Here is a 22,541-nt window from a genome sequence, read left to right as displayed (position 1 = left end):
AATATTCCGATATATCCGCTTGACTGAGTTAATCCCGCCCATTTTGGGGAAATGGTGGACGCAAAGCAAATTGCCTTTAATCCTGCTGTACCTCTGTTTACGTTGGATTTCTGGAACGACGGCGAATATGCACAGGGCTGTATTGCGAGTGTAGGAGATATTTGCATATCAACGCGGGCGGCGACATAGAGCCTTACGCGTTTATACACTACGCAGACTCCAATATCTATAACAAGTCTCGTATGCTTCTTTCCGCAATGTCATCCGCCCAGCTCCAAACTTTATCCAGATATGTCAATGCGACATCCTCTGCCTCCAGCGATCCGACTTTGTGTCCGGCATCCGCCTCATTCTGCTGTTCCTTATAGTACTCCATTGCCGTCAGGTCGGTATCCGGCATCGCGAGATACAAATTATTGTTCTCATCATACATCCGTTCGACACACCATATGCCGCCTGCGCCCTGCCTAACCGGCTGAGAAAGAATGAGCTTAAACTTTGCCCCATTTGAAAGGGTAAACGCATATATGGCATGATTGCCGGGATAAGTATACTCAGGCTTATACACTGCCGCATTGTGGTCATACGCTGTCAAATGGTTGACTTCGATAAACGACGAGAGGATGGAATCTATGTGCTTGCAAAGCGCGCTGTACTCCTCATACACGCCTTTCGTCTCCGTATCTGCCTGCACATCTGTCGGCCTTTCGCAGGAATAATAGTAATTGTCGTCCTTGGCAAAGTGTTCTACGCCGCCGATCATATCCACCAACGGGAAATAGTCCTCGAACTCCGCAGGCGTATGGCGCACAATACGGAACATAAAGCCCGCCTCCGGGTACTTTTCCCGCGTCGCTGTTTGATAGACCTCAATAATTGTATTGTCATCAAGTTTATTTTGTTCCGTCAAAGCTACTTTTCCGTTATAGTCATCAGGCGGCAAAACAGTATAACCAAGATGTTCATAGGAATTTGAAATTGAATCAGTCCGAGGATTGGCTATCAGACAAACGGTCAATACAAGGCACACAACCACAGCCGCGGCAACAATCCAAAACGCAGGCTTCTTATAATTGAGCACATTCTTTATTCTGCTTTTCGTATCGCCTTCGCCAAAGGCCAGCGGTATTCCGGCGACGATTTTTCTGCCCGTGGCCAGGCTCAATAAAGACGCGGAGTATTCTTTGCGTATGTCCGTATCCATATGCTTCATCACGCTTTCGTCGCAGGACGTTTCCATATCCTTTACGCTCAGCATGAACGCGAGCCAAACCAGAGGATTAAACCAATGAACGATAAGTACAAGAAACGCAACAATTTTTACAATATGGTCAAGGCGACTGATATGCGTCTGTTCATGCAGAATGATATAGTCTTGCTCCCGTTCGGAAAGCGTGGACGGCAAATAGATTTTCGGGCGTATCACGCCCATCACGAAAGGGGATGTGATATAATCGGCAAGATAAATATTGTCGCGCCCTTTAACCGCGCCGACCAGCTTGGAACGCAGGCGGAGAAGGGATACCAGGCTGTAAATCAGCAATACGGCTATCCCCGCCAGCCAAATCATGCTGCCCGTAAAGGCCCATATCTGCATTGGGTTGACGCTTGCGCCCTGCATGGCCGTTTGAGTTGACAAAATCGGATTTGCCGCATGATCGACAAGGGCTATGCCGGTGTTGATTTGCGGAACCTCTGCATATATGATATCGCTTGGGATAGGATTTGGGTTTATAGCGAACAGACTGAACAGGCTCTCAAAAGAGAACGGACATGTCAGCCGGAACAGAACGACGCCCCACAATGCGTATGAAAATATTTTCGGAGCTTTTTTCAAAAGCAGCCTTGCAGCCAAAACAAAAAGAATGACATAGCTTGCCGTCAGGCTCATATTCAAGACCTGTAAAAATACCGCGTTCATTTCTTCACCTCCTATGCTGATTGATTAACCTTTGCAGCTCTTCAATCTCATTTTCACTCAATTTCTTGCGTGTCGCAAACGCTGCTAAGAAATGTGGGAGTGACCCGCCAAAAGTTTCTTTTACAAATTGCTCACTTTGCAATGCCTGAAACTCTTGCTTGGTTATGATAGAGGAAACCACACCGTTTTTATTTTGAAATATATTACGTTCGCACAACCGCCTAAGCATCGTATAGGTGGTCGATTTTTTCCAACTCAATTCTTTTTCACAAAGCTTCACCAGCTCGCCTGATGCAATAGGTTCGTTATCCCACATAAGTTCTGCAAACTTTGTTTCCATGGCTCCCAATTTATAATCTTCCAAAATGCTCGCTCCTTTGGTTTAATATCATTAGACCGCATGATTAGTTTAATATCATTAAACCAAGTTGTCAATAGTGTTCAAAGAAAAACCCTGACGAAGGCGTGCTTATGTAAAGCATGTGATACAAAAAGTAGAACATTATTTACATTTAGAGTAGTTTATTATACAATCTTAATTGTAAAGAACCAAAAGGAGGAAACTACTATGAAAAATAAGTTGGTTTGGTTTGTGGTATTCGCGGTAATGTTCCTGATTATAAGTGTGATACTTCAGTTCTTCAAGGATGGTATTGTCGATCCAGTTCGGCTTTTGGCAACAGCCGGTGGAATTGCGATAGCTTTTTTTATTAATATCGCACCCAAAAAACCAATTGTGCTATGGATTGGATTGGTTCTTACCGCACTTAGTATGCCCATTATTCTGGTAGGCGTGGTTTTAGCTATTCTTTCCACATTTTCTATTCATCCTCCCGGAGGGAGTATGCTTGGCATTTATGTCTTAGGAATTGTAATCATTTTCTATCTCGCCAAAAGGTTTGGAGTCAAGCATTTTTTTCCTGACCCGGTTGTGGACGAAAGAATTGTGCTGCATTATGCCTGGTCGGGCTCTTGGTCGTTTATATTCCTTAATTTCCTAATCATAGGGGCAATTATACAGCCCTGGATAGCCCTTGACCAATTAGGATTATGGATAGGTATTTTAAGCGCCGGACTGCTTTTTTGGTTTGCCAGCTTGGTTCTCTTGGAGATGAAAAAATAATGAAGAATAAGCTAAAAGTCTATCGCGCCATGCATGACCTGACCCAGGAGGAACTGGCAAATAAACTGGGCGTTACGCGGGCCACCATTAACGCCATTGAAAAAGGGAGGTACGACCCCTCCCTTAGACTGGCCTTCAAAATAGCACGTTTTTTTGAAGTTACTATTGAAACTATTTTTATTGAAGAAAATCTATAGGGTATTGCTAAACGGTTTGGGCGGATAACCTTTGCGATCTTGTTTTCTTTAGCTATCACATAAACGGACGCTTTAATATTTTCAAAGACTACTGAAATAGTCTTGACATGTGTAGACTATCGCGGTAGTATTGAATTGTGGGAAAACTATTGCAATAGTCCATAAAGGAGATGTACGCATGGGAATAAAACTTTTCGATTCCGAACTAAAGGTGATGGATGTCTTATGGAAGGGAGGGCCTTTAACCGCCAAGCGGCTTACCGAAATCCTCAAAGAACAGGTGGGATGGAACAAGAACACCACCTACACTGTGATTAAAAAATGTATCGCCAAGGGGGCCATAGAACGGCTGGAACCCAATTTCTTGTGCCGGGCTGTCATCTCAAAGGAACAGGTGCAGGAACAGGAAACCACGGAACTGATCAACAAGGTATTTGACGGCTCTGCCGATTTACTTTTCGCTTCTCTTCTGAACAGGAAACCCCTGTCTGTTGAAGAAATCGAAAGGCTGAAGCAGCTTGTCAATAATTTGAGATGAGGCGGCGAATATGGATATTTTAAAAATGAGTCTTTTGGGGGCTGTCCTCATTGGCGCCGTTGTTATCGTCCGCGCGCTTACCCTGCACAAACTGCCGAAAAAGACGTTTCTTGTTCTGTGGGGCGTAGCGATTTGCCGCTTGCTTATTCCCTTTTCCATTCCGTCGCGTTTCAGCTTTTACACGGGTATCGACATGCTGAAACGGGCAGTTGCGGAAACGACGGCTTTCACCGCTCCTGTAAAAACGACGGGCATCCCCAATATGGGCGCTGCTCCCGATCTAGAGCATACCATTGGGATTGGCGCGTCAGTCGCATCCGTTTCGCCCGTTACGGTCATTTGGCTGGCTGGCATGTGCGCCTGTGCCTTGTTTTTCATCGTGGCCTATATCAAATGCCGCCGGGAATTTCAAACCGCCCTGCCAGTCACGAATAACTTTGCAGCCCTTTGGCTGCGGGAACATCCGATGCGGCGGACTGTCCAAATAAAGCAATCCGATAAAATCAAAGCGCCGCTGACTTATGGGATCTTCAGACCCGTGGTGTTGCTGCCCAAAACAACAGACTGGACGGACGAAACAAGGCTGCGGCATATCCTTACCCATGAATTTGTGCATATCAGGCGGTTTGACGCGCTGACCAAGCTATTGCTGGCATCCGCTTTATGCATTCACTGGTTCAACCCTCTGGTGTGGGTAATGTATGTGCTGGCAAACCGTGACCTTGAGCTGTCCTGCGATGAAACCGTGGTGCAGACGTTCGGGGAAACCATGAAATCAGCTTACGCTATGACGCTCATCGGCCTGGAGGAAAGGAAGAACAGGCTAACCCCCTTGTGTAACAATTTCAGCCAAAACACTATTGAAGAAAGGATTGTGTCGATTATGAAAATGAAAAAAACTTCCCTGATCGGAATGATACTGGCCCTTGCTTTGGTTATTGGCGTGCCCGCTGTATTTGCTACCTCTGCCAATACGGCAGGACAAACGGATGACCAGGACCCTTCCGTTCGTCGGCTTGTGCTCCTTAGAGCTGCTAATATAGATTTCCAAACCGCCATGTGTGAGCAACCCGCAATGTCAATATTTGATCAAGCAACTGGGAAAGACAGGATCAGTTGGGACGGAGGAAAAACTTGGATGACCGTGGAATGGTATAGCTATGACGAATACAAAACATGGCTGGAACAGGAAAAGGAAAAACTGCAAGCGGTTGTAGATTACGAACAGTCCTTAACCGGCGAAAAGGGCCGGCCGGTCTCTGGCGACCGGTTTGTGTGGAACCAGGGATTAATGGATGAGGTCGTCCGTCAGGAAGAACGGGTTTTGCGGGATATTAAAAACGGAGCGCTGGTCACAAAGTCAATTGATGGGCGCGCTGTTGATGCGAGCATGCTGGACGATGACGATGATGTTATGATGACATTTGCAATCGAAAACAGCGGTTTCAAACGCACCTGGTGAGTTATAGCTGATTAGGCTATCTGTTTGGGTGGACGGCTTATTTCCTGAACATTTATATTGGAGGTTGATATTTTTATTCTTGCAGCACTACCATGATTTACTTTTTGAACAACAGGAGACCTTTTTTCGGCGGTAGATAATCGTACGCGTAGTAAGCTAGCTAATGCCAAACGGCGGTTTTGAAATCACAATCAAAGCCGCCGTTTCCTTAACTGTTGGATGTGAATTGTATATATCATTTCATCATATAATTTACCGCTTTATTTACTGTCACTCCAAAACGCTGACCTCCACTGAAACAATTTATACCTTCCATTTATTGTAGATTACTCATCCTTCTCTTTATAAGACAAGAAGATGAGGTTTTTGCAACAGGTTTTGCAAAAAAATCTTTAAATAATTGTCATCATTCCTTTACGTTCTTTTACGGCTTTTGTTCTCCTAAAATAAGTTGATAAAACGGTTTTCTGGTTTGCGCTAACATAATAGAAGCAATGATGGTTTCAAATATTCAAAGCAACTGTACATTAAAGTAAGTACATGGGACGAAATAATAACCATGTCTTAAGATGCTGATAGAACAGTCAGTTTTCAATGAAATTGGTTATAGTTTGTCTTGTCATTTGTCCGTCTGAGGCGGCTTCGCCTTCTCCCGTCCGGTAAGTGAAGATTTCAATATGGGCAGTGTCGCTTTCCATTGCGCTCATGACGACTTTAAAAGTATGGTTGGCGTAAGCTTCCCGCGGTGTATAGATAAACCTGTAACCGCCCAACGCGCCGGCTATCCAATCCATCGGCTCTCCCGTCGTCACATTGATGATGGCCCAGTTGACCTTGGGCATTTTGTCGGTGGTTTCCTTGATGTCTATGGCCAGGCTTTCACCGCTGCCAATCACAAAGCTGTCTCCCAGCTGTGCGCCCTGATAGCCGTCGATGTTTTTCGGTATGACCGTTTTTTGATTGAAGACATCAGTGATCTTATCCTTTTTATCAAGCTTGGTCAGTATTTTCATACCTACAAAATCTCCGTTTCGCCTGCTAAATTCAACGGGTTTGAAATTTTCCGGCGTGACCACCTCGTTGATGACATAGGCGCCGCGGCTGATCAGCTCGTTGATTTGATGATGATCTGATTGAGTATCTGCTGGTATTAAGATGGTGGGACTGGTCCGCGGAAAAAATTTTCAATCATCTTGAGATATTGTGCAGCGGAGATCTGACAAAAATTAAAGATATTAACAACTCTGCGAAATGAGCATAATGGGTTCATCCGGTGAGGCAACACCTGAAAATTGCAAATAAAAGCAGGAGCATGACGGCCACAAATGGCTATCATGCTTCCCTAACCTTTGGGCTGTTTTCAGCGCTTTTTTGCATGAGGCCGCAGCCAAGCATTAAGGACAACACAGGCCGGGGGACGGTAAGCTCCCGAATGTGCGATGCTGCAAGCGGAATATAACGTTTTGCCAAAGAGAAAGAAACAATACGATGTTATTAAGGTCAATGTAGACAAAATATTGGACGTGACAGAGCGGGTCCGGGATCCGGAAGAAGATAAAGTTTGACCTATCCGAATTTCAGGCGATTTTGCCGGAACGCGCCATACTCAAAAAACATCGTGAAAAACTTGGATTGACCCAGCAACAGGTAGCGGATATAGCCTCAATCAATATCCGTCAGTATCAGCGTTTTGAATCGGGGGAACGGCGAATAAGCGGGACATCTTTTCGTATCGGCGCGGCGATAGCTGATATTTTGGAACTGGACGTGCATGAGCTGGTTTACAATCATACAGTGGAAGCATACCTGAAAGAGAAAAAAGAAATGGAACGCCTGAAAAATCAGAGCGAGGAGGAATAACCGTGGGAGTATTAGTGGCATTTGGTTTTGAGTTGATTATCGGCGCGGCGCTTGCAATCATTCTTTCGATAATCGGCCTGTTCTTTGGACACATTATCTTGTTTGACAGCATTGCGCTGGCTATCGCGTCCGGCTTTGCGGCAAACGGCATTTTGCATATCCATCCTGCCCTTTCAATCGTCATCGGTATGGTGGTTTTAGTGGCGTTGTACTGGCTACAAAACACAAAGGTAGACCCAAAAAGAATTAGCGGAACAATTGGGGGTTACAGATAAAGCTGTGTCAAAATGGGAACGCGGATTAAGTTGCCCCGACATCTCGCTATTGTCAAAACTCTCTCATATATTAGGGGTAACAACAAGTGAATTGTTAAACGGTGAAAAAGCGGAGCCATCTGCTCCGGAGGTAGATGCTATGGTTGAAGCAACACTTCAATATGCTGATACCGCGACAAAAAGTGTAATCGCTAAAAACGCAGGATGGAAATATGTAGCCATAGTGTCTGTAGTCTTTCTATTGAGCGTTCTTATTTTAATTGCCTGCATTTCGGCTATTGATGGAGGCTTGGCATGGCATCTTCTACCTTTAAGGATAACAGTGTTTATTTGGCTGGCCGTGATGTTGGGAGTATTTGTTATGGGAAAAAATAAGATAGCTTCTTTATTGCTCTGTGTATTTTTTATTTATATAATAACATTTTATTATTCTTCTTTGAATCAAGCTACGACAAGAGATATCAGCGCCTATGGAGTATTTAATGGATTTCAGAATGCCTACCTTCCTCACTACACGATCATTTTAGTCGTGTTTATCGTTTCTATCGCAGTGGTGGTAATTTCATTCTGGATTCAAAACAGAAAAATTTCTGATGATAAGGTTTTTCTTCTTGTAGCAAATATAACCATTATGATATTATCTGAACTTACCTTGCAGTCAATGGTGGATTATGTTGATAGCAACGGTCTGGGCATAAATCCAAAATTTACAATTCTTTCAATACTAACGTTCTTGATGAATTGCGTTTCGCTGGCCATGTTGGCAAAACGTCACAAAAGGCAGATTGGCCTGATTTAAGTGGAGCAGTAGTTCCTGTAGCTCTGCAATACCATCGGGGTCAAGCCCGTTAACAGGTTCGTCTAAAATGAGAATATCCGGATTCTCCGGCAGTGCCATTTCCAGTTTTAATCTTTGCGTCGTGCCCTGTAAGAAATCTCTTACCAATTTGTTTCTGCAATCCTCTAATCCAACAGTTTTCAGGATTTATTTAATCCGGCTGTCATCGCGCATTCCCAGCAGGAAGGCTCGCGCCCAGCTTTTCCGCTATTCGCTGAAAACGCGGTTCACCTGTGAGTGCTGAAAACGCAGGATTATTTATTACCGCGTTGGCCATGCTTTGTTTGATGGTTTTTTCATCGCGCGGCGGCGCTGTACCTAAATCAAATTCAGCCAGCCAATCATCCAATAAGTTGAAAAAGTCATCCCCATGCAAACGAAGCGGATAGATGTTTCCCGTGACAAGCTCCCCATATTGCCCAAGCATATCCAGCGCCTTATCGTTATTTCCCTGTGCGGCATACCCTTGTGCGGCAGAGAGATAGAGGTTTGCGAGAACGCCGGGATGCAGCCGCTTCATGTCAAAGGCTTCCGCTATCGCGGATACCCGGCGGAACGCTTCTTCATAGCGTTCCGGCTCGTTCCCATAGAGCGCAAAATAAGAGGTGAAAAGCCCGAACAAAGAGACAATATGCTGATATACTCCGGCTTGCAGGGCGGCTTTCGCATTTTCAGTTTTGCCCGCCATTTGGTAGGCGGCGATCAGCAGCGTTTCCGTGTATAAGGACGGTGCATTTGTCCCTTCCAGCAGCTCCAGCGCCGCATTGGCATCTCCAAGAGCCATGCAGCAGCTTGCTTCCGTATATAGCGCCTGCTTGGCCAGTTCAACATCCTCGCTTTCCTTTGTAACGCGGGCAAAAAGCTCCTTTGCCTCCTTTATCAAGGATGCCGTCTTCTCCATATCCCCCGCAAGCGCACTATGGTTTAATATCAGCAAGCCCATTTGCAGAAGCAGAGGAAAGCAGGCAAAGTATTTCTTAATAATCTCATGGCAATGGTTCATCACTTCGTCAAACGGTTCGGATGCAAAGTCAGCCGATAATTTGTGGTAAAGTTTGCGAATATTCTCTTTCGTCATCTGCGGTTTGTAGTCCATCAGATCATCAATGCTGATATTGAAATATGCCGCAAGCTGTGGGAGCAAAGCAACGTCAGGATAGCTCTGCCCTGTTTCCCATTTTGAAACGGAAGCCTTGGAAACGCCGATATAATTGGCAAGCTCATCCTGTGTGATACCCTTTTCTTTTCGTTTGTTCACCAGCACATTTGCAATGTTTATCTCTTTCATTAAGATCACCTCTGCTTATATTGTACTTAGTAAATAAAAAAGCACACAATGGATTGGTAGTTGATTTTGGTTGAAAAAATCAACCAGCAGGAAACTTTAGGAGCATCCTACTGTATCAACAGCCAAAAGACAATTACGATGTAGATATTAAAAACTACATTAACTATCTTCACATATCGTTTAGCTTTTGTGAGGTGACTTGTAAAATGATATAGGGTGATATGATAATGCACAACAAGGATAAATACGATTTTTTGGCTTTCAGGCAAGCTGGCAAACCAAAAAAGCAGTCCGGCGCTTAAAATACCTATCCATAATCCTAATTGGTCAAGGGCTATCCAGGGCTCTATAATTGCCTCTATGATTAGGAAATTAAGGAATATAAACGACCAAGAGCCCGATCTACTTTTCAAAATAAGCGGCCACCATTTTAACAAAATCATCCCGCGAAATGTTATTACCTCAAATATTGAGCCTACATTGTTGTACAGAAATTCAGCATAATAGTGTTTGCCTTCTTCATAGATGATTATGTTGTTTGCTGTTATAAAAAATGTGCTTAAATGTATTAGAAATGAATGTTTAGTCCGTCCAGTCCATACAGAAACAGGCAAACCGCACGTTTCGCGGCATCGGCCATCTCATCATCCTGCGATGATATTTTGTCCGGCTGCCCGTCCATATTTTCAGGAAAAAGGATACGATGTACGATTGCCCACGATGCAAGCATACCCATAAAAGCTTGTGATACATTTTGTAATTCTTCAACTGGTCGCAGACCGATATTCTTCAAATGCTCAGAAAGTAGTAATGAACCTTGTTCCACTGCGTTTTTTTTAAAGAGTGCCGATACTTTTCCATTTCTCGTTCCTTCCGCCAGCGTGATCCTGATAAAGTTGAGTGCTATCTCGTCATCAAACATTTTCAAATAGCTGACGGCTATTTTGCCCAGATCGTCTTCCAGCCGGTTAAGGATTTCTTCCTTACTATTTCCATAAAAAGCGTCTGTTTTATTATTGAGCTGATTCAGAATGGTATCCAGAGTGAAAAAAACAGGTGATTTTTCTATAACCGCATCGAATAATTGTTCCTTGCTCGGAAAATAGCTGTATAGTGGCGCTTTTGACTTGCCAATCATATTGGCGACATCCTCCATTGTTGCGGCAGCATATCCTTTTTCACTGAAAACCTCTCTAGCCGCATTGATAATTTCCTGCTCCCTCACTCTTGCCTTGGGTGAAGGAAAGTCAAGGTCAGGCCGCTGTAAGGATTCAAACAACTCTTTTTTATTGGAAAAACAAAGGTAAACGGAAGCCGGGGAAATACCGGCTTCCCGCGCAATGTCGGAGATTGTTGCCCCTTTGAACCCCTTTTCCTCAAAGCAGCGAAGAGCCGCTTTTTGTATATTCTCCCGAGAAACATCCTTTTCACTTTTACTGGCTTGCATTTTATTTTTTTTCATTGCTTTCCTTCTACTTTACAATTAATTTTTTTCTAGTTGTCAGTATCAATAAAACCATGGTGATCACAACAAATATAAATAAATATCCTGTATTTGTCCGCGGAGGGCCTGCTGCGTATAAGTGATCGGCAGGAAGAATGCAATATCCTGAATTGCCTTTGAATACAGCTTCAGGCTTGCCAGGCTGCCACTGGCAAACCATGTAATGACACCGGTTACCATTGAGGTTGCTGCCGCAGACATGGCAGATTTTTTCGGCTCTATCTTTATACCGCCATTGCTCCCGTGCCTCTGGCCTCCTTTGCCGGAGAGCCGAGCCAGAGCATCGGCATAGCCTTCCTCAAAGGCTATCCGCCGTCTGCCTGGAGGGGGCAATCATCGTTCTGGCCTGCGTCATCTTTTCCGTCTTTGCGGCCGCCCCGCCGGTGGTGGATGCCAGCGCCAGTGCCGTGACGATGGTGTGGAGCTATATCGGGGAGCTGGTTTTCAACATGCTGATCCTGATCGGCGCGGTGAAGATGGCCGACCGGGTGGTGCGGGAGATGATATCTTGATAATCTAAGTGTAAAGGACGTTAGCACTGATGTTTAGCGGATTTTAACGCGAAGAACACGGGCTTTTATCGTCCTTTACACTTAGGTCTTTGCTTATCAGGTAGCAGTGCGGTTCGTAAAATTATCTTTTAGTACTTTTCGTTCACAAGTATTGTTCAAGATTCCGTTGAAGATGCTTATATTACAAACTCTATTATTAAAACCGATAAATGCCTCGCTCTCCCAGTGTCCAGTTGTGTCCAAATTTCAACCTTGACAATTGCCATAAATAGGGCTATAATTTCTTGTGCGGCCAAATATGTCCAAGAAAGGGGGTTAATATATGAAATCAGGCTTGATTGTCAAGCTGATCGAGGCGCACTGTGCAGGCAATGAAGATGCCTTCAAAAAAGCGCTAAAGGATTTGGCGAATGATGAGGAGCGAAAAGGAAATATTTCCTTATCATCCTCTCTTATGAATGCTTATGTATCTGAAAAAAAGACAAATACCTCAATTTCTTCCAGCCCATTATCAGAAATGTCTTTTTCTGTGCAAAGCGTTCTGCCAACTCCTAAAGATAAGGATAGTACACTTGAACTAATTGAGATTCTTCAACCAAAAGTAAGACTGGAAGATGTGGCTCTGCCGGAAAAAACCAAAGAGGCATTGCTTCAAATTATCGAAGAACAAAAGAAAGCGGCTGATTTGCTCTCAAAGGGAATTACGCCAACCAACCGTGTGTTGTTTTGTGGGCCTCCGGGGTGCGGAAAAACACTAACGGCTAACGCTATCGCCGGAGAAATTGATATTCCAGTCGCTTATGTTAGGCTTGATGGCTTAGTGTCTTCATATTTAGGTCAAACAGGAACAAACATTAGAAAAATCTTTGAGTTTGTAAAAAACAAACGGATTATGCTTTTCCTTGATGAATTTGACGCTATTGCAAAAAAACGGGATGATCCGCATGAGTTGGGCGAATTAAAAAGGGTTGTTACAACTTTACTCCAGAATATGGATTCCATGCCAGGGAACGTCTTCCTTGTGGCCGCTACCAACCATCATCATCTCCTTGATCCAGCCATCTGGAGAAGATTTAATACATCCATATTACTGGAATTGCCAAACGCCCAACAACGTGAAGTAATTATCAACCGGTTTTTGGCTGACACCTTAAACGAGTATAAAGTGGATGTAAAAACGCTTATTATTTTGACAGAAGGAATGAGTGGTGCACAAGTTTGCAATTTTTTACAGGCATTGGCGAAATATTGCGTTATGCAACATAAGAAAAAAAACGTTACAAAGGAGGACATCGCGAGTGTTTGGGTTAAACAATCTACCCTTTTTATTAATGAGGATAGTGATGCTTACACCCATGCCTTGTACAAGTTAAATAAAAGTGGAGTACCAATTCGAACACTCGAAGAAATAACCGGGATTTCAAAGTCTACCTTAAGCTATCGTTTTAGTAAGGAGGAGAAACCTGATGAACAAGGAGCAGAAAAGCCATATAATTTATCTCCTCTAGCTTCCTTCGGTTGTACGTTACTTGACAATATAGGTGTACGGTGCTACAAGCCATATGAATAATTATTTGGTGAGATCCTTGGGGTAGAATAAATAAAGAACTCCTTAATAACACCTCTATTCATAATTTCAAATTTTAATGGCTATATACTTGAACAGGCTGGGAAAGAAATAGGTATCTGAACTTTCATCAATCTCGCTAGCTCATCGTTTCAGACTTATCCTCTGCAAGCCATCTGCAGCAGGGATATACTTTCAGCTAAAAAGTCCCATCCGCTTGAACATAAACCGCACTCCTGGCACTCCTAGATAATTTGTTTCGTTGCCCCTTTTGTAAGTTATTTTCCATCCCTTTTTTCTCCACTAACGCGTTAGATTTTCAATTTAATAACATAAACAGCTACTTAGGTAGCCCGCCAAACGGGCAGGCCCCATCCCTTAAAAGAAACTTTATTTTCCTAAACAGACTGTGGGCAAAAACGATTTAACCCAACCAAACCGGCTGTACCGGAAATTGTCGTCCCAAAATAAATTACAGGCTTCTTAATTTGAAGAAAATCAGTAATTGATCCGTTACAGACTGTACTTCCTGTAACCAAAAACAAATCAGCCCAGTCTTCAACTTCTGCAATTGCACATATTCCATTTTCAATTACTGTTCCGAACTTTTGTTTACCGATATTGTCCTCATCCAAATCAAAAATCCGTAAAGGAAATTTCTTGGCCAGAACTTCTGCCATGGCAGGCTGCAATCCGAACAGGGCGATTTTGGGTTTTCCGTATTCTTTTTCAATCATTTCCGCAAGTTCCAAGCTGCATTTTTTAGGTCCATCATCTTTACAGTGAACCGTACGATCGGCCATATTTAATTCCCGAAGAACTGCATTCAATCCGGAAATAAAGACTGCACGCTCATAATTTGTTTTCAGCCGCATCGTCGTTAAATCCTTTAATTTACCGTTAAAACCATTTGCCATATCGGTAAATGCCTGTCCGTAAGAACTGCCGAGGCAAGCCTGCATCATTTTCTCTTTTCCCTTTTGAATAGGGAAATCTTTTCTTTCCGGGTCCCCGATAGCCTCCTGGGGTGTAAGCACCGAACATGTAATGACTATATTTTGTTCATTGAGATCATTCTTATCGACCAGTTCTTTAAAAGTTTCTTGAATCTTGAGCAAGTAAGCATTTTCTTCCATAACCGGCTCCTCACTTATTACAATTTTATTCATGCCTGCCTCATTCGTCATGATGCTGGTGTTCATGGCAAACAGACCCTGTCGATTTGAGGTTGCCCTGCAGATATTGCTCTACAGCGGTTTTGGCTTCCCCTCTGGCGCCCGTTATTACCTCAATGCCTTTTTCATTGAATATATCAATTGCTCCGCCCCCCATGCCGCCTGAAATGATCACTTTAACTCCCATATCGTTTAAAAAGTTCGGCAAAAATCCTGGCCTGTGTCCGGGGTTCGGTACGGTTTCACTCTTATGGATTGAAATACCGTTAGCGGTACATCCCCTGTACCGGGCGGCATATCGATAAACATGAAGTCAACATCGCCCCAGATAACTTCCGACCAAAACTGTTTAATTATCGTTCTATTGTTCGTTCAGAAGAGTATTGTGTTGTAAAAACTTTAATTTGCACTCACTAGACTCACTTCCCCTTTATTTGTACTGCTTTAATATTTCTACCATGTTGGTACGCTCCCAGGGCAAATTCAGTTCAGGCCGTCCGAAATGGCCGTAAGCAGCAGTCTGAGTATAAATCGGGCTGCGAAGGTCAAGATACGAGATTATTCTTGCCGGACGCAGATCAAAGCACTCGTTAACGATATCTGCCAGTCTTTGGTCGGAAAATTTACCGGTTCCCTGCGTATCGATATGGATCGAAACCGGATTGGCAACACCTATGGCGTAGGCTACCTCAATCTGACAGCGTTTGGCCAGCCCTGCAGCAACAATATTCTTCGCAATATGGCGCGCCATATAGGCTGCCGACCGGTCGACTTTTGTCGGGTCTTTTCCTGAAAACGCTCCTCCGCCGTGGCTGGCGTAACCGCCATAGGTATCTACGATTATCTTGCGTCCCGTAAGGCCCGAATCCCCTACAGGCCCGCCGATCACAAAACGTCCGGTCGGGTTGACATAAATATGGGTATCCTTGTCCAGATATTTTTTCGGGATAACAGGCTTAACCACTGTTTCAATGAGTGCTTCCCGCAGAGTGTCTGACGAAACATCCGGGTTATGCTGAGCTGATACCACGATCGCCGCACACCGCAAGATGTTACCGTTGTCGCCATATTCTACTGTTACCTGCGTCTTGCCGTCCGGCCGGAGCCAATGAAGCTCACCACTTTTGCGTACCGCGGCTAAACGCTGCGCCAACTTGTGGGCCAGAGAAATTGGTGCGGGCATGAGTTCCGGCGTTTCATCACAGGCGAAACCAAACATCATTCCTTGGTCGCCTGCGCCAATATAATCCGCCTCATCCGTCTTTGATTCCTTGGATTCATATGAACGGTTAACACCCATAGCAATATCCGGACTTTGCTCGTCGATCGAGGTAAGCACTGCACAAGCCTTGTAGTCAAAACCATATTCAGGATTGTCATAACCTATATTTTGCACAGTTTGGCGTACAATAGACGGAATATCAACATAGCATGAAGCCGTTATCTCGCCGGTAACAAGTACCATCCCTGTTGTGGTTACACACTCGCAAGCTACCCGGGCATTTTTGTCTTGTCCTAAAATATTGTCTAAAACGGCATCCGATATCTGATCGCATAATTTGTCCGGATGGCCTTCCGTCACCGATTCCGATGTAAATACTCTATTTTTCATTTTCTCTTTCCTCTCCATTTGCTGCGTTCCAACACACAAAGAATTGTAGGAATGCTGATTTTCACTATTCTAAGAAAAGCTGAACATTGTCTTTGGTCTTTACTCTTCCGCCGCTGATTACTCTGCCAAAACGTCCCTCTCTGCTGACAATATAATTCCTGCCGGTTTCTTTTAGCTCTTCTTTTCCTATGTAAATTATTTGTATTAGGGCTTCCCCAATTTTCAGTCTTTTATTAACCGCTAAATCTTCCAGGGGAATTCCGGAAATGACAATATTTTCAGAGAATCCGCCCTGCAAAACTTCATCCTTTTTATCTGCTGGAACTTTTTCCAAAGCTTCAATTGGGAAAATACTAACCTGTCTGTCCCAGTCACCACCGTGTGCGTCTCCCTCCAAACCCCATCCCTCAATGAGTTTTACACTGTCCACTTTGGTTTTTTCGATTCCTCTAACCTTACCAACATAAATAGACAATACCTTGCCCATCTTATCACTCCTGAATTTTAAAACGTCGACATTCATATTTTTCTAATTATATGCTTCCATAATACTTCTATCTTCTTGCAGCAAGTGCTCTATTTGCTGTTTATTCAGCTTCTTCCAAAAAGACAGCTTTTGGTGAGCATTGTAGTATTTTAAGGGAATCGGATGAGTGCCCAGTACAACGGGAATATTATAGTAACTCTCAATAAACTCCTTAAAATGACCGAATCTCGGACACGGAGGATATCCAACAATCATTCCCGTCGCTAAATGAATCACTTCGGCAGCGTTTTTTATCATTTCCTGCGGAACGTATTCAATATTGCCGCCAGGACATCCTCCGCAAAAGGATATGTATCAAGGCAAAATTTGCTTTACCGCTTTACTCTTACCGACATCTTTTCTCCATACTTGATAAGTTGCCGCATTCCTGCGCTTTGGCATATAGCCGTAAGAATACTTTCTCTGTTGGCCGGCAACCATCTTGTTCCCGACAGCATACTCACTCCGGTCCCGATAAAGGCCTCAGGGTATAAGGGCGTACTGGACCCAACCATAACCACATCACGAGCCTTGGTGCAATAAGCCAAAAGGGGCTCCAATGTTCCGTTTAACAGCGATGAACTGCTTATAAATACCACCTGGCAGTCCGGCAGGAGTTCGGGTTGGGAACTCTCCGGATAAACCTGCTCCGGAATATCCATGCCCCGCTCAAAGATATAAAGTTTTTCCATTTTGCCTTTCAATCTGGAAATAACAGGCCCAATGTGACCGATTATGCCAACGGTATCCGTAGGTTGAACTTCGATGGAAAATACCGCGTCCACACCGGAAGTATTGTTAAGCAGTTCCAATTTATCAAATTCAGCGACAGAATTTAAGACCGCCAAGCCCATGGAGGAAGCTATCACATTTTTACCTTTTAAAGCCCATCCGGCAATTTCCTCGGCAGGCTTGCCCACGAGACTTCCCGCCTGGGGAAGCGCGGAACAGGCATGTCCTATTTCCTTTCTCAATACATAAGTAACGCCGATTGAACTGTCATCAAGCTCAACAGCCATTAATTCGAGTCCGATCCTGACCTCTTTGATTTTTTTGCCGCTAACTCTGGGCAGAGCCAATTCATAAACACGCTCTAAAATCATGCCAACCCTCCTGCTCTTTTAAGATTTCTAAATCAGATAAATTTTTCTTACAACTTGTCAGTAAGAATTATCGAAAGGTTATGAGCTATTGCCCATATCTAGCAACGATAAAATAATAACACTGTTTTGGGCATATGTAAACAACCTGTCTACCTTTATTAACTTCAAGAAATTAAAAAACGGAACATTTCAATTTTTTCTAACAAAATAATTTTTGTCGAATATACGCTTTATAAGGACAGAACGTTTGCATCCGGTGGAAGAGACCCGCATATATGGCTTTCCCCCAAAAGAGTTAAGGTGATGATTGAAGCAATAGCCTGTGAGATGTGCAAGCTTGACGAAGCGAATAAGGACATATACACAAAAAACGCCGAGGCGTACATCAACCAGCTTGATGAGCTTGATAAACAAATATCATCGGTTCTTGATAACGTAAAAAGTAAAAAGTTTATTGTCTATCACCCGGCTTTCGGGTATTTTGCCGAGGAAATCGAAGGAAAGGCTGTACGGCTTTTACCCTTAGCCGCTGATTGCATAGGGAATCTTAAGAAAATGGCGGAAACAATGACGGAGGCAATGCAATGAGCAAAACAGCGGTCACCGTTATTGTTCATTGCGGAGGCTGTATGCTGAACCGGCGGGAAATGCAATACCGCGTTGAGAAAGCGCGTGAGCAGGACGTCTATATCACGAATTACGGCATGCTGATTGCATATGTAATGGGCATTCTGCCAAGGGCGCTTAAGTTCTTCCCCGCCGCAAACCTTGCCTTGGAGAAAAATGGTTTGGGGTAAAAAGTTTATTTAATCCGGGTAGATATCATTGAAAGAGAGCTTGTGGTGTTATAGCTCTCTTTCTTTGTATTAAATTATCTTAATTTTACATATAGTTATTGACATATGCTCATAACCGAGTTATCATGATTATGAGCATATGTCAATAACTATTTCAAAAACAAACTACATTGAAGAGGAGATAATTTTTATGTCAGCTTCAGTAAACCAGGAAAAATGTATTGGCTGCGGCCGATGCGAGGATGTGTGCCCTGTAGGGGCAATAAAACTTGAAGATGGTAAGGCAGTCATCAGTGACGAATGTGTTGAATGCGATGCATGTGTTGGAGAATGTCCAAACGAAGCAATAAGTTTATAGATTTTTAAAGGAGGTTTTATTATGCCTGGAAAAGATGGAACCGGCCCGTTTGGACAAGGGCCTGTGGCGGGAAGAGGAGCAGGACGGAGAGGACAGCGAGGAGCAATAGGTGCAGGTTCGACAGGATATTGCGTCTGTCCGAAATGCGGAGAAAAAACCATGCATGCGATCGGCGTTCCCTGCACTTCTGTGAAATGCCCTAAGTGCGGAACATCTATGATAAGAGGCACTTAAAAGAAAAATGATGAGAAGCAGCCATATTGGGAAAATGACTCCTTCTAAAGAGGATTATTTGAAAGTTATGCTGGAGCTATCTGATGATGCGGGCATACATTCAAGCGATATTGCGAATGCGCTTGGAATTTCACGTGCCAGCGTGAGCTGTATGATGAATGTTCTCAAGGACGAGGGATACGTCACAAAGGAGAAGTATGGCACCGTTACTCTGACGGAAAACGGGCGCAATGTAGCAGCTAATATAAAAAGAAGGTATGATTCGCTCAAAGCTTTTCTCAACAATGTTCTTGGCGTTGAAGCTGCGACGGCCGCCAGGGATGCCTGCCGCATAGAACATTTAATTAGTCCTGAAACCGCAGATAAGATTGATCAGCAGCTTGAAAAGATGTATGAATTGCAAAAAAGACATTTCTAATAACAGACATTTGCGAATAATATGGGATTTTAATGCTTTTGGAGGTGAAAAATGTGCCAAGAGGTAATGGAACCGGTCCTATAGGAATGGGGCCGTTGACGGGACGGGGCGCGGGCTTCTGCGCAGGTTTCAAAATTCCCGGATTTGTGAATCTGAACTTTGGCCGTGGTATGGGGCTTGGAAGGGGCCGAGGGTTCAGACGGATGTCTTGGCTTGCGAGACTGCTGCCCGGATGCGGATACCTTGCTTACCGGTGGGCAAACCGTAATAGGATACCTAAATGACAAAGACGTTAATTGAGAGGAGGTGAAAATTATGCCAAGAGGAGACGGAACAGGCCCGATGAGAATGGGACGGATGACTGGACGGGGCGCAGGTTTTTGCGCAGGCTTTGCAGCTCCCGGTTATGCAAATCCGGTCGGTTTTAGATGCGGATTCGGAGGAGGACGCGGCTTCCGCAGGATGTTCTATGCAACCGGTCTGCCGGGATGGGCACGCTTAGGCTATCCCGCATACGCTGGGACATATGAACCTGCTTTAGGTGAAAAGGAGCTTTTAAGCCGGCAGGCGGAGTTTTTAGAAAGCCAGCTCGAACAGGTTAAAAAGCGTCTTTCAGGTTTTAACGAAGACGCTGAATAGCCCCATATTCATGAGAAGAAGGCAGGTGAAATTTCCTGCCTTCTTCTCATAAATTATTTTTCAGGCAAAGGAAGATATATATGGCGTTGCGGAACATTATGAACTATCAGACCGATGATATATTGCGGAAAAAAGCAAGAACAGTTGAAAAAATTGACAATAGGATACTGACATTGCTTAAAGATATGGCTGAAACCATGTATAATGCAAACGGAGCCGGGTTGGCGGCTCCCAGAAAAAGGCTTATTTATTGATCCCTACCCGCCCACCGGCGGAAAACAGCATAAAAAGGTCTTCAAGAGACAGCCTTGTCAATGCCGCAGAAATTATTCGCAGCATATCCGGAGCGCATGTTGAATGCATAACCGGCGATGAAAAAGGGGAAGGATTCTTCTTTAGCGAGGATATTGTCAATGATCTTTTAAGTATTACATCTGTACACCCGGTTCGAGAGGATATTGTTGACGAAATGCTCAAAAAAAGGAATGTAGATAAAACAGTGATAGACGATCTGCTAAAACGGGATATGATTGTTGAGTCTTTGTTTGAAGGGAAAAAGTTTTACAGAAAAAATATAAAAAAGAAGTTTTGATTTTTTAGAGGAGTGAATCGATTTGCTTAACCAGGTCTATCATTTGCTTAAGGAATGCAATTTGAGGAGTACGCCTCAAAGAAAAGCTATCCTTGAGATTTTATACAATTACAAAGGCCATCATCTTAAAGCTGAAAATATTTATGGGCTTCTTAGAACAAAAGATAATAACAAAAGGCTAGGACTGGCGACGGTATATCGTACTATGGAATTATTTGAAAAGATTGGTATAGTATCAAGATTGTCGATGGAAAACTCATCAGCACGGTACGAATTGGTAATGTATGATGAATTAATGCACCATCATTTAATTTGTTTAAAATGCGGACAGTTGGAGGAATTAGATGATAGAATAACTGAAGAATTCAAAAAACGGATTTTAGAAGACAAAGGATTTGAAGTTGCTGATAAATCAATGAAAATATTTGGATACTGCAGCAGTTGTAAAAGGTAATTAGTCTATAGCTCTTTTATTATGGGCGTTTGCGTTTGCGGGTTATATTTGGTTGTTGATATATGCCCGTAATGCTTGTAAACTTGATCGTATATATTTATGTTTAAGATAGACTGTTGAATGAGCAAGATTATTTGAAAATCAGCATACAGGGGGAATTTGTTATGAAAGTCGGATTATCAGGTGTATGCGAACGGAGGATATGTGCCCAGGTAGCACAGATTTTAAAGTAATGAGAGAAAAGAAATGTGCGTTTGAGGGCGTTGAGGGAGAGATTGAAGTAATGGGTTTCTCTACATGCGGCGGTTGTCCAGGTAAAAAAGCCGTAACGAGAGCTGCCGAAATGGTAAAACGGGGTGCCGACACGATTGTGCTGGCATCGTGTATTACAAAAGGTAACCCGATAGGGTTTGCATGCCCTCATGTGCAAGCAATGAAGATGCTATTTCAAAAAAATTGGGAGACTCTGTGAGAATGATTGACTACACTCATTGACAATAGCAATATAATAAATGTGCTGGTTTATTGAACTATTATAAAATCTCAACCAGATAACGGAGGTGATATGATTGGCAAGACCCACCAAATGGAGAAAAATTGAGAATATTCCCACTATCCCCTACTTCATCCCATCAGATAAAGATGTTGCAGAGGTGCCTGAAAATATATTGAAGCTTGAAGAACTGGAAGCCATACGGTTAAAAGACCTGGAGGGGCTTGAGCAGGGCGAATGCGCCGAAAAGATGGAGGTATCCCGCCCCACCTTTCAGCGAATCCTTCTGTCTGCAAGAGAAAAAATTGCCGACAGTCTGGTGAACGGAAAGGTTATTCATATAGAGGGAGGCAATTTCACCCGGAATATCTGCCCGGTGAGATGTTTGGATTGCGGCAAGGAATGGATAGAAAGCTTTGAAAATCTTGAATCCATGAAAAACGGAAGATATTCATGCCCTACCTGCAGCTCAACTAAGGTTATCTGCGGACAAAACTGCAAAGGAAAGTTTGGTCGAAGAAACTGTTGGCGGCATGGCTGGAGGAATGAATAAAATCAAACAAGAATGTTGTCAAGGTCAAAGAGACATTATAGTCTTTTTGGCCTATTTTTTTATTTATCTTTGTTTTGAGTTGAGATATGTTTTAAACGCTGACGGAAAGAGCTGTCGAGAGGTTGGCATCCCCTGGTCGCTTGATGATTATAGCTTTATAAAAAGCAATATTAGTGTGTACAATTACTTGTGAGATTATTCCATTTACACGGAAGCCGTGACACTCCCTATTGAAAATAAAATAAGCTGCAACATTATATCGCTTTTAGTTCGTTTAATTTCACGATTCTTTTTACATTCACCACAAAGGCCGTGAAATAGGTTTGTAATCGCATAGCGACAAGGCCCACGGTATCTGCTCTATCAAGACCGTGGGCCACTTTCATTTCACCGTTCTTTTCTTCAATACGGTGCCGAATTTTCAGCCGTTCCCAGAAGGCTTCACTGGATTCAAATTCAAGTCTTAGGCGGTTTTTCTCGTTCGGCTGGGTGATGCTGTAAC

The 22,541-nt window shown here is 43.5% G+C and carries 30 protein-coding genes and 8 pseudogenes; 24 read left to right on the top strand and 14 right to left on the bottom strand.

The genetic code is table 11. The features are described 5' to 3' along the window. Positions 1-90: 90 nt before the first annotated feature. Positions 91-266 (top strand): annotated as a pseudogene (locus tag L9W92_RS18900) (SPASM domain-containing protein); the annotation flags it as partial. Here L9W92_RS18900 and L9W92_RS11590 read toward each other — a convergent pair. Together L9W92_RS11590 and L9W92_RS11585 are read right to left on the bottom strand one after the other, a co-directional pair. After that, positions 227-1,921 (bottom strand): M56 family metallopeptidase, encoded by a 1,695-nt coding sequence (locus L9W92_RS11590; RefSeq protein ID WP_240083917.1) that lies wholly within the window; start codon positions 1,919-1,921, stop codon positions 227-229. The pseudogene L9W92_RS18900 and the gene L9W92_RS11590 overlap by 40 nt on opposite strands. Positions 1,922-1,925: 4 nt before the next feature. Next, a complete protein-coding gene (locus L9W92_RS11585; RefSeq protein WP_240083916.1) occupies positions 1,926-2,285 on the bottom strand; it encodes a BlaI/MecI/CopY family transcriptional regulator in 360 nt (119 codons plus the stop codon). 204 nt (positions 2,286-2,489) lie between these two features. Between L9W92_RS11585 and L9W92_RS11580 the strand changes: the two genes are divergently transcribed. The 4 genes from L9W92_RS11580 (at position 2,490) to L9W92_RS11565 (ending at position 5,241) form a co-directional block, all read left to right on the top strand. Further along, on the top strand, positions 2,490-3,044 hold the full coding sequence (locus L9W92_RS11580) for a hypothetical protein (RefSeq protein ID WP_240083915.1): 555 nt from the start codon (positions 2,490-2,492) through the stop codon (positions 3,042-3,044). Beyond that, entirely contained in the window at positions 3,044-3,241 is a 198-nt protein-coding gene (locus L9W92_RS11575; protein ID WP_240083914.1) for a helix-turn-helix transcriptional regulator, read from the top strand. Before L9W92_RS11580 ends, L9W92_RS11575 begins: the two co-directional genes overlap by 1 nt. Before the next feature lie 178 nt (positions 3,242-3,419). Continuing rightward, the gene (locus L9W92_RS11570) at positions 3,420-3,779 is read left to right on the top strand and encodes a BlaI/MecI/CopY family transcriptional regulator (RefSeq protein ID WP_240083913.1); all 360 of its coding nucleotides are present in this window, start codon (positions 3,420-3,422) and stop codon (positions 3,777-3,779) included. Positions 3,780-3,789: 10 nt separating this feature from the next. Further along, positions 3,790-5,241, top strand: a complete 1,452-nt coding sequence (locus L9W92_RS11565; RefSeq protein ID WP_240083912.1) for a M56 family metallopeptidase — start codon at positions 3,790-3,792, stop codon at positions 5,239-5,241. A gap of 584 nt (positions 5,242-5,825) precedes the next feature. On the opposite strand, the gene L9W92_RS11560 is transcribed toward L9W92_RS11565, so the two are convergent. Beyond that, the gene (locus tag L9W92_RS11560; RefSeq protein ID WP_240083911.1) at positions 5,826-6,254 is read right to left on the bottom strand and encodes a hypothetical protein; all 429 of its coding nucleotides are present in this window, start codon (positions 6,252-6,254) and stop codon (positions 5,826-5,828) included. A gap of 104 nt (positions 6,255-6,358) precedes the next feature. Between L9W92_RS11560 and L9W92_RS11555 the strand changes: the two are divergent. The 5 genes and pseudogenes from L9W92_RS11555 to L9W92_RS11540 all read left to right on the top strand — a co-directional run. Then, positions 6,359-6,496: pseudogene (locus L9W92_RS11555) on the top strand (acetyltransferase); the annotation flags it as partial. Between the two features lie 184 nt (positions 6,497-6,680). Then, positions 6,681-6,806, top strand: a complete 126-nt coding sequence (locus L9W92_RS18895) for a hypothetical protein (RefSeq protein WP_282442342.1) — start codon at positions 6,681-6,683, stop codon at positions 6,804-6,806. Positions 6,807-6,828: 22 nt separating this feature from the next. Continuing rightward, a complete protein-coding gene (locus L9W92_RS11550) occupies positions 6,829-7,101 on the top strand; it encodes a helix-turn-helix domain-containing protein (protein ID WP_240083910.1) in 273 nt (90 codons plus the stop codon). A 2-nt stretch (positions 7,102-7,103) separates the two neighbouring features. After that, positions 7,104-7,376, top strand: coding sequence for a hypothetical protein (locus tag L9W92_RS11545; protein ID WP_240083909.1), 273 nt, complete (start codon positions 7,104-7,106; stop codon positions 7,374-7,376). Next, entirely contained in the window at positions 7,360-8,175 is an 816-nt protein-coding gene (locus tag L9W92_RS11540; RefSeq protein WP_240083908.1) for a helix-turn-helix domain-containing protein, read from the top strand. The genes L9W92_RS11545 and L9W92_RS11540 overlap by 17 nt, the downstream gene beginning before the upstream one ends. On the opposite strand, the gene L9W92_RS19340 is transcribed toward L9W92_RS11540, so the two are convergent. From L9W92_RS19340 to L9W92_RS11530, 3 genes are all read right to left on the bottom strand, one after another. Further along, entirely contained in the window at positions 8,101-8,358 is a 258-nt protein-coding gene (locus L9W92_RS19340) for an ATP-binding cassette domain-containing protein (protein WP_376741805.1), read from the bottom strand. The genes L9W92_RS11540 and L9W92_RS19340 overlap by 75 nt on opposite strands. A 19-nt stretch (positions 8,359-8,377) precedes the next feature. Further along, the gene (locus tag L9W92_RS11535; protein WP_240083907.1) at positions 8,378-9,502 is read right to left on the bottom strand and encodes a helix-turn-helix domain-containing protein; all 1,125 of its coding nucleotides are present in this window, start codon (positions 9,500-9,502) and stop codon (positions 8,378-8,380) included. 568 nt (positions 9,503-10,070) lie between these two features. Then, positions 10,071-10,964 (bottom strand): TetR/AcrR family transcriptional regulator, encoded by an 894-nt coding sequence (locus L9W92_RS11530; protein ID WP_240083906.1) that lies wholly within the window; start codon positions 10,962-10,964, stop codon positions 10,071-10,073. A 240-nt stretch (positions 10,965-11,204) separates the two neighbouring features. On the opposite strand from L9W92_RS11530, the pseudogene L9W92_RS11525 reads away from it, so the two are divergent. Continuing rightward, positions 11,205-11,518: pseudogene (locus L9W92_RS11525) on the top strand (hypothetical protein); the annotation flags it as partial. A gap of 322 nt (positions 11,519-11,840) precedes the next feature. Then, positions 11,841-13,088 (top strand): ATP-binding protein, encoded by a 1,248-nt coding sequence (locus L9W92_RS11520; protein ID WP_240083905.1) that lies wholly within the window; start codon positions 11,841-11,843, stop codon positions 13,086-13,088. A gap of 395 nt (positions 13,089-13,483) precedes the next feature. On the opposite strand, the gene L9W92_RS11515 is transcribed toward L9W92_RS11520, so the two are convergent. From L9W92_RS11515 to L9W92_RS11485, 7 genes and pseudogenes are all read right to left on the bottom strand, one after another. Continuing rightward, positions 13,484-14,287 (bottom strand): Rossmann-like domain-containing protein, encoded by an 804-nt coding sequence (locus tag L9W92_RS11515; RefSeq protein WP_240083904.1) that lies wholly within the window; start codon positions 14,285-14,287, stop codon positions 13,484-13,486. After that, positions 14,262-14,516: pseudogene (locus L9W92_RS11510) on the bottom strand (NifB/NifX family molybdenum-iron cluster-binding protein); the annotation flags it as partial. The gene L9W92_RS11515 and the pseudogene L9W92_RS11510, both read right to left, overlap by 26 nt. Further along, positions 14,504-14,617, bottom strand: a pseudogene (locus tag L9W92_RS11505) (P-loop NTPase); the annotation flags it as partial. The pseudogenes L9W92_RS11510 and L9W92_RS11505, both read right to left, overlap by 13 nt. 73 nt (positions 14,618-14,690) lie before the next feature. Beyond that, positions 14,691-15,872, bottom strand: coding sequence for a methionine adenosyltransferase (metK, locus tag L9W92_RS11500; RefSeq protein ID WP_240083903.1), 1,182 nt, complete (start codon positions 15,870-15,872; stop codon positions 14,691-14,693). 64 nt (positions 15,873-15,936) lie between these two features. Next, on the bottom strand, positions 15,937-16,395 hold the full coding sequence (locus L9W92_RS11495) for an MOSC domain-containing protein (protein ID WP_240083902.1): 459 nt from the start codon (positions 16,393-16,395) through the stop codon (positions 15,937-15,939). A 6-nt stretch (positions 16,396-16,401) separates the two neighbouring features. Beyond that, positions 16,402-16,710: a CGGC domain-containing protein gene (locus L9W92_RS11490; RefSeq protein WP_286726268.1), complete on the bottom strand. Its 309-nt coding sequence runs from the start codon at positions 16,708-16,710 to the stop codon at positions 16,402-16,404. A 20-nt stretch (positions 16,711-16,730) separates the two neighbouring features. Then, on the bottom strand, positions 16,731-17,501 hold the full coding sequence (locus L9W92_RS11485) for a DUF364 domain-containing protein (RefSeq protein ID WP_240083900.1): 771 nt from the start codon (positions 17,499-17,501) through the stop codon (positions 16,731-16,733). A gap of 171 nt (positions 17,502-17,672) precedes the next feature. On the opposite strand from L9W92_RS11485, the gene L9W92_RS11480 reads away from it, so the two are divergent. From L9W92_RS11480 to L9W92_RS11430, 12 genes and pseudogenes are all read left to right on the top strand, one after another. Continuing rightward, positions 17,673-18,089, top strand: a complete 417-nt coding sequence (locus L9W92_RS11480) for a metal ABC transporter substrate-binding protein (RefSeq protein WP_312038094.1) — start codon at positions 17,673-17,675, stop codon at positions 18,087-18,089. Further along, entirely contained in the window at positions 18,086-18,298 is a 213-nt protein-coding gene (locus tag L9W92_RS11475) for a hypothetical protein (protein WP_282442341.1), read from the top strand. Before L9W92_RS11480 ends, L9W92_RS11475 begins: the two co-directional genes overlap by 4 nt. A gap of 139 nt (positions 18,299-18,437) precedes the next feature. Then, entirely contained in the window at positions 18,438-18,656 is a 219-nt protein-coding gene (locus L9W92_RS11470) for a 4Fe-4S binding protein (protein WP_240083899.1), read from the top strand. Between the two features lie 241 nt (positions 18,657-18,897). Continuing rightward, positions 18,898-19,308: a metal-dependent transcriptional regulator gene (locus L9W92_RS11465; protein WP_240083898.1), complete on the top strand. Its 411-nt coding sequence runs from the start codon at positions 18,898-18,900 to the stop codon at positions 19,306-19,308. Positions 19,309-19,340: 32 nt separating this feature from the next. Then, positions 19,341-19,469, top strand: a pseudogene (locus L9W92_RS19335) (DUF5320 domain-containing protein); the annotation flags it as partial. Then, complete coding sequence (locus L9W92_RS11460) at positions 19,468-19,608, top strand: hypothetical protein (protein WP_240083897.1); 141 nt, start codon at positions 19,468-19,470, stop codon at positions 19,606-19,608. The pseudogene L9W92_RS19335 and the gene L9W92_RS11460, both read left to right, overlap by 2 nt. A 15-nt stretch (positions 19,609-19,623) precedes the next feature. Beyond that, on the top strand, positions 19,624-19,947 hold the full coding sequence (locus tag L9W92_RS11455) for a DUF5320 domain-containing protein (RefSeq protein ID WP_240083896.1): 324 nt from the start codon (positions 19,624-19,626) through the stop codon (positions 19,945-19,947). Positions 19,948-20,027: 80 nt separating this feature from the next. Continuing rightward, positions 20,028-20,183, top strand: a pseudogene (locus L9W92_RS11450) (peptide deformylase); the annotation flags it as partial. Positions 20,184-20,197: 14 nt separating this feature from the next. Beyond that, positions 20,198-20,539, top strand: coding sequence for a hypothetical protein (locus L9W92_RS11445; RefSeq protein WP_240083895.1), 342 nt, complete (start codon positions 20,198-20,200; stop codon positions 20,537-20,539). Between the two features lie 22 nt (positions 20,540-20,561). Beyond that, the gene (locus L9W92_RS11440; protein ID WP_240083894.1) at positions 20,562-20,993 is read left to right on the top strand and encodes a Fur family transcriptional regulator; all 432 of its coding nucleotides are present in this window, start codon (positions 20,562-20,564) and stop codon (positions 20,991-20,993) included. A 187-nt stretch (positions 20,994-21,180) separates the two neighbouring features. After that, a pseudogene (locus L9W92_RS11435) lies at positions 21,181-21,488 on the top strand (CGGC domain-containing protein). Between the two features lie 74 nt (positions 21,489-21,562). Further along, entirely contained in the window at positions 21,563-22,039 is a 477-nt protein-coding gene (locus tag L9W92_RS11430; protein WP_240083893.1) for a DUF134 domain-containing protein, read from the top strand. Between the two features lie 254 nt (positions 22,040-22,293). Here the strand turns inward: L9W92_RS11430 and L9W92_RS11425 are convergent. Next, the coding region (locus L9W92_RS11425) for a transposase (RefSeq protein WP_240083892.1) at positions 22,294-22,541 on the bottom strand (248 nt) is incomplete at its 5' end.

It is taken from the genome of Pelotomaculum terephthalicicum JT, assembly GCF_022410535.1.
Lineage (GTDB): Bacteria > Bacillota > Desulfotomaculia > Desulfotomaculales > Pelotomaculaceae > Pelotomaculum_D > Pelotomaculum_D terephthalicicum.
Note: the sequence above shows the minus strand (reverse complement) of the source record. Positions and strands in the feature narration are given on the sequence as shown.